At 47.1% G+C, this 310-nt stretch carries 1 protein-coding gene; it reads right to left on the minus strand.

Annotated elements, in window-relative coordinates:
• Positions 1 to 76 precede the first annotated feature (76 nt).
• Positions 77 to 310, minus strand: a 234-nt coding sequence (locus HK26_RS13800) for a hypothetical protein (RefSeq protein ID WP_180539573.1), incomplete at its 5' end; no start/stop codon positions are given.

Consider the following 310-nt stretch of genomic DNA (forward strand, 5'->3'; position numbering starts at 1 on the left):
ATCCCGGCTTCCAGCAATCGACTGACCTGCATATCAGTCGACTGGTCTCTGGTGCTGACACGTGCATATCCATAAATCATTGCACACCGCCAAAGACATGCAGGGCTGTCACTCTGTCCGCGAGGAAATAGCGGGCCAGATAATCTCCCAATGCATAATCATCAGGAAAGTAGCTCTTCAAGACAGAAGCACAGCTACAATCAAGGTCACGATTGAAATAGGACAGGTGATGTTTGCCATCTCCCTTTATGATTTCAATGTCCCTTAAAACGCCTTCCAGAAAAGCCACTATGAAAACGGATAACTGGTC

Source organism: Acetobacter okinawensis (assembly GCF_002153655.1).
Lineage (GTDB): Bacteria > Pseudomonadota > Alphaproteobacteria > Acetobacterales > Acetobacteraceae > Acetobacter > Acetobacter okinawensis_A.